Source organism: Streptomyces sp. NPDC059828 (genome assembly GCF_042731955.1).
Taxonomy (GTDB): Bacteria; Actinomycetota; Actinomycetes; order Streptomycetales; family Streptomycetaceae; genus Streptomyces.
Window position 1 is genome coordinate 1 of the sequence record NZ_JBHWIW010000094.1, and the last position, 5,770, is coordinate 5,770.

Annotated in this window: 5 protein-coding genes; all 5 read left to right on the forward strand. The window is 72.1% G+C overall.

Annotation, left to right across the window (positions count from 1 at the left end):
- The first annotated feature begins 820 nt into the window (after window positions 1-820).
- Complete coding sequence (locus tag ACFV6V_RS30875) at window positions 821-2,896, forward strand: DUF3560 domain-containing protein (RefSeq protein WP_385571149.1); 2,076 nt, start codon at window positions 821-823, stop codon at window positions 2,894-2,896.
- Window positions 2,897-3,753: 857 nt separating this feature from the next.
- Window positions 3,754-4,614 (forward strand): ArdC family protein, encoded by an 861-nt coding sequence (locus tag ACFV6V_RS30880; protein ID WP_385571150.1) that lies wholly within the window; start codon window positions 3,754-3,756, stop codon window positions 4,612-4,614.
- 55 nt (window positions 4,615-4,669) lie between these two features.
- Window positions 4,670-4,885 carry a hypothetical protein gene (locus tag ACFV6V_RS30885; RefSeq protein WP_385571151.1) on the forward strand — a complete coding sequence of 72 codons (216 nt, stop codon included), beginning with the start codon at window positions 4,670-4,672 and terminating at the stop codon, window positions 4,883-4,885.
- 2 nt (window positions 4,886-4,887) lie between these two features.
- Window positions 4,888-5,154, forward strand: a complete 267-nt coding sequence (locus ACFV6V_RS30890; protein WP_385571152.1) for a hypothetical protein — start codon at window positions 4,888-4,890, stop codon at window positions 5,152-5,154.
- A 115-nt stretch (window positions 5,155-5,269) separates the two neighbouring features.
- Window positions 5,270-5,665: a hypothetical protein gene (locus ACFV6V_RS30895; protein WP_051820480.1), complete on the forward strand. Its 396-nt coding sequence runs from the start codon at window positions 5,270-5,272 to the stop codon at window positions 5,663-5,665.
- Window positions 5,666-5,770 lie beyond the last annotated feature (105 nt).

A 5,770-nucleotide genomic window follows, 5' to 3' on the forward strand; every position in this document is an offset into this window, starting at 1 on the left:
GCGCCTGGCGGCGCGGCACCTCTTGTTGGGCCCCTTCGGGGCCGGCGGCCGCGGGGCGGCCGGGGTCCGCTGGCGCGGACCGGGCCCTCCTTCGTCGGGCCGCACGGACGCCCCTGGCGGGGCGACTGCCTTACACGGTGCCGCACGCAGTGTTGCGGTTCGCTCCGCGACCGCTGGCGATACCGGCGCTTCGCGCCGTGCGGGGCGATCCGCTGCGCTGGATCAGTGCGCAGTGCGCGCTCCGCGCGGCGGCCGCCGCTCCGCGGAGGCGGGGCCCGCTGGGCGGGCCGGCCGGGACTGTCCCCGTCAAGAAGTGCCGCCCCCGGGCCCATACCTGGCCGTGGTGGAGGAGAGGGACTGCCTCCGGCGGGGGCCCTTACTCCCAAGGGGTGCGAGTGCGGGGGCGAGTTGGGGCCCGTTGGGTGGCTGGGGTGGAGGGGTGGCCGGGGTCTCCCCTCGGCCGGTCGGTCACCCGGAGGGCTACCCGGAACCCGGCGGGGGCCGCCAGGCCGAGCCGCTTCGCGGTCGCGCGAGCGCGAGCCTGGCACCCCCGCCGGAACCCGGGTACGGGCGAGCCTGCCCGACCGACCGAGGGGAGCCCCCGCCCACCGGGCGGAGCCGTGGCGGACGCCGCCCGGCCAGGCCGCCGCCGGTGGGACGGAAACCGCCCCTGACCTGCGAAAATGTGTGATCCAGATCACTCCCCGAGACCCCTGTTTCAGGTGGACCCGGACCCCCAAATAAGGCAGAATTAGTGATGTTGGAAGGGGATGGCAGCCCCGGACGACGAACCCCGAACCTTCAACACCAGGGAGTGACCGTGACAACCGATCAGGTCGAGAACACGCCGGTGGACAACCGGTATCGGACCGTAACGCTCACCTTCGCCGGAGACGGCGAGTGCTCCGCGTGCGGACACGAGGACACCCCGCTGTACTCCGGCGGCGAACTCGCCCGCGTGTGCCCCGCGTGCGTGGCCGCGACCTTCCCGCCGCCTCCGTGGGAGGGTGACTGCCCTCCCGAGAAGGCGGACGTCGTGATCACCCACACCCGCGCCGACGGCACCCTTCTGGAGGGCTCGCGCAAGGGAGACGGGATCTTTGAGGCGATCCGCCCGTACGGGTGGCGGTTCTTCCCTTCGCTCGGATGCCTGGGTCTCAACCACTCCCGGGACAGGTCGGCGGACCGGTACAAGATCGACCCGGCAGCGAAGGCGATTCGTGAACTGGGCTTCACCGTGTGCGTCGTGGTCAACGAGGACGAGCGCCGCGCGTTCGCGGACGCCGAGGCCGACCGCGAGGAGCGGGCCGAGAGCCGGGCCGAACGGTTCGAGGACCGGGCCAGCCGTGCAACCGCATCGTCCGATGCGTCTTACCAGCGGTCGAAGCAGATCAGCGAGCGCTTTTACATGGGGCAGCCGATCTTGGTCGGGCACCACAGCGAGGGACGCGCCCGGCGGGATCATGCCCGGATGGACAACGCAATGCGCAAGTCCATCAACGAGGGAGAGCGCGCCAAGCACTGGGCCCAGCGGGCGGAGGCGTCCGGCGCGTACACGGAGCACCGCACGAACCCGGCCCGGACCCTGCGCCGGATCGAGACCAAGGAAGCGGACTTGCGCGGGGTCATCCGCTGGCAGCGCGGGGAGTCCAACAACGGCCATTCCGTGCGTCTGTCGCCGGCCGCTGTGGTCGAGCTCTCGCGGCGGCGCGACGAGCTCACCGAGGAGGTCGGTTACTGGCGGTCGATCGTGGCCAAGGCGGAGGCCGAGGGGTTCAAGGTGTGGGGGGCCGACGACTTCACCAAGGGCGATTTCGTGCGCTCCCTCGGATCTTGGTACGAGGTGCTGCGGGTCAACAAGAAGACGCTTACGGTGGCGTGGAACCTGCGTCTTGCTCCGAAGGCGGTCATGACCGCCGCAGATGCGACATTCGAGGACGGCCGTGTCGGCAGGCAGCCGGTGGACTACTCCGACGTCAAGACGCGCATGAGCGCCGGGGACATGGCGCGCTATCTGGAGCGGAACCGTACGCCGAGCATCGCCGACGCGAAGGCGCTCATGGACGGTGTGACCGCCGCCAGCACCGAGGGCCGGGACCAGGCCCCGGCGGAGGTGGAAGGGTCCGCCGACATCCCCGAGCGCCTGCGGGACCTGTTGGCCGAGGGCGAGCAGATGCTGAAGCTGCCCGAACGCGAGTGGAGTTTCACCAGCACGTGCGGGCGGGTGTACCGGGTGCGGATGGTCACCGGGCGGGACGTCACAGACCTGCGTTTTGAGGTCCGCACCGTCAACGCGAACGGTACGGCTGTCGGTGTGGGCAAGGACTGGCCCGGCACGTTGGAGGTGATCCGGGAGCACGCCGCGGCGGCCGGTGAGCACGAGGGCAAGCAGTGCCCGCGCTGCGGCCGGACGTGGGGCAAGGGGTTCGGGAGCCCGGAGGCCCCGGCCACCTGTACCCCAGGCCACTGGTCATACTGCGACCGCGCCGCTGTACCGGTGGAGCAGGACGCCCCCGAGGGCGCCCCGGCCAAGCCGAAGGCGAAGAAGCGCACGAACGGGCCGAAGATGGTCATCGTCACCGCCGCCTACGGGTCGAGGCAGGCCCGCATGGTCTACGCGAACGGCCGGGGCACCGTGCGCGAGGACATCCCGGCCGTCGTCATCGATGCGCCCGAGGGCGTGAAGTTCAACGAGGGCCCCGCCTCCGCCGCCATCTGGCAGGGGGTGGACGAGGTCCTGGAGAAGGCCGGGTTCGTGCGCCTCAGCGGGAACGGAGGTCGGACCGGAATCCGCTTCGGGGAAGTCCGCGCCAAGATCACCGAACGGGAGGATGCGGAGCCGGTCGCGGTCGAATCCGCGCCGCAGAGCCAGGGCACTGACAGCCCGGCGAGCTGAGCACCCCGCCGGGAAGCCCGACGCCGCCCCCCTCGGTCACGCGAGGCGGGCGGCGTCGTGGCGGCGGTTGCGGACACGCCTGGCGGCGTGGCGGTGTTGGTGGCCCGGTGCGTGCTCGCCGGCCCCGGCCTCCTTCGTCGGCCGGTGCCGTCGGCACCGGGCCGTGGACGCGCCTGGCGGCGCGGCACCTCTTGTTGGGCCCCTTCGGGGCCGGCGGCCGCGGGGCGGCCGGGGTCCGCTGGCGCGGACCGGGCCCTCCTTTGTCGGGCCGAAGCGGACGCCCCTGGCGGGGCGGCGACCTTGTCCCGGGTCCGCTGACGCGGACCGCCGGTCTGTCCGCTCCGGTCAGCGCTGCAGCCGGGCAGCACCGGGTCGCCGGGCGAGGCGAACACCAATGCCTCCGGCGGGCGCCGGGCCTGCCCAAGGGGCGCGGGGGTGGTGTGCCGCGTGCGGCCTGGTAGGTGGCTGAGGTGTAGGGGATGGGCGGGGGCTCCCCTCGGCTGACCGGTCACCCTTCGGGCTACCACCGAACCTGCGGGGGGTGCCAGGCCGAGCCGCTTCGCGGTCGCTTCGCGAGCCTGGCACCCCCCGCAGAACCGGCGGTCGGGCGGAGCTGCCCGGCCAACCGAGGGGAGCCCCCGCCCACGGGGCGGAGCCGTGGCGGGCCGCCGGGCAAGGCCAGCCCGGAGGAGACGGAAACCGCCCCTGACCTGCGAAAACATGTGATACGGATCACTCGCTCAGGACCCCCTTTCGGGTGGACTCAGACCCATAAATAAGGCAGAATTAGTGATGTCGGAAGGGGATGGCAGCCCCGGACGGCAGGCCCGAACCTTCAACACGAAAAGGACAGCCCGATGGGGTACAGGAAGCTCGCGCCGGACGCCCGGCGAGAACTCGGCAAGCGGCGCACGGCCGAACTGGCGGACCTTCTCCAGGCCGGATACGCCGCTATGGGACGGCGCGACGTGTGGGCGGCGGTCATGCGGGCCGGAGCCGTCCACCTGAACTACCCCGGAGCCGTCAACGCCATCGCCATCGGTCTCCAGGCCCCGGAGGCGACGCGCGTACTCAGCTACCGGGCGTGGCAGGACGAGGGGCGGCAGGTCCGCAAGGGTGAGGAGGGCATCCGGATCTGGGGGCCCATGCGAGGGCGGCGGGAGGATGAGGCGTCGACGCCGGAGGACTCCGAGCCCCGGGACGAGGCACCGGCGCGCGGGTGGGTCTCGAACGCGGTCTTCGACATCTCGCAGACCGACGGCCCGCCGGTCGCCCCCCGTCCGATCTCCGGCAGTCCCGCGCAGGTGGTCCGCAACCGGCTGATCGCCGCCCTGACCGCCCAGGGCGACCACCGCGCCTTCCTGATCAACGGGGTGCCCGCCGAGGCGATCGACCCGGAGGACGCATCCCGGGCCCTGCTGCTGAAAGTCGCCCGGACCGCCATCGAGTCCACGGCCGGAGTCGACGCCGAGCAGGTCGAGGCCGAAGCGGCAGCCGCCTCCCACGTCGCCGCCCGCATCCTCCGCGTGCCGCCGGGCCCCCTCCTGGTCCCGCCGTCCGCCGGATGGATCACCGCCGATCCGAAGAACCCGCCGATCAAGGCCAGCGCCGTCCGAGCGATCACGGTGGGCCGCAGCCTCGCGGAGCTGATCGGCGACGTCTGCCCCTGCTGCGACGGCACCCGCCACACGTTCGGCCGCGACCGCGCCGACGCCTGACCGCCCGTCGGGCCGGTGCCGCTTGGTACCGGCCCCCATCCCCCGAGAGGTAGACGTGAACACCGAAGCAGCCCAGTCCCCGGCCCCCGCCATCGAGGAGGCCCACCCCCGCACCAGCACCGTGCGGCACCGCACGCTTCCCCTGATCCTCGGAACCGTCACCGGGTACGGCACCGATCCCTTCACCGGCGGCGCGTTGGTCATGGTCGTCTGGCCCGGCATGGGCAAGCCGGCCGGATACAAGGCGGACGAGATCGCGCAGGAGGCGTAACCGTGCGGCAAGAGGATGTCGAGCGACTGCACGCGGAATCCCGCGTCCACCCGGTGCACGCGCCGGAACGGGACGGCGCCGGAGAAGTCCCCATGATCACGCTGGTTGGGGTGCACGTATCCGCGTACCTTGTCCTGGACCCCGACGGCGAAGCCCGGATGCGCCTGTCCGTCGACCGGGACGAGGTGGCACCGGTCGCACTCAACGGTGCGGGAGTTCTGCCGATCGAGCTGTTGATTGACGAGCAGCGCGTGTGGTGGGGAATCTAGGAACACGCACGTCACAGCGTTGACGCAGCATCCCGCATAAGGCATAATTAGTAGTGTCGGGAGGGGATGGCAGCCCCTCCCGGCAACAGCCCGAACCTTCAACACAGGAGTTCACATGACCACGACCCTTGAGCAGATGACCGCCTTCATCGTCGGCGACGCCGATGACGCGGCGCTGGACCACATCATCGAGGCCGTCAACACCCGGCGTGCGGCCGACCGCCGCAAGGCCGAGACCGTCGCCGCCGCCACGGTGACGAAGGGGGCGACGGTCCAGCTCGCCAAGCTCTCCCCCGCGTACCTCAACGGCCTTAAGGGGATCGTCGCCGAGGTCGACCGCCCCCGTCGCGGCAAGCCGCGTGCCACCGTGACGCTCGACGCGGACAGCACGGCCGTCCTGCGCTACAGCGGGAGCCGCAAGTTCTTCGTCGCCCCCGGCGTCACGAACTACGACCTCCACGGCGTCCCGCTCACCTGCTGCGTGACGGTCGAGGCGTCCGCCGCCGAGTAGCACCCGCCGCGCGACGCGGCCCGTCCCCCGCCGAGCCGGCCGGGGCGGGCCGCGTCGTGCTGTGCGGCGGCGGTAGCGGACACGCCTGGCGGCGTGGCGGTGTTG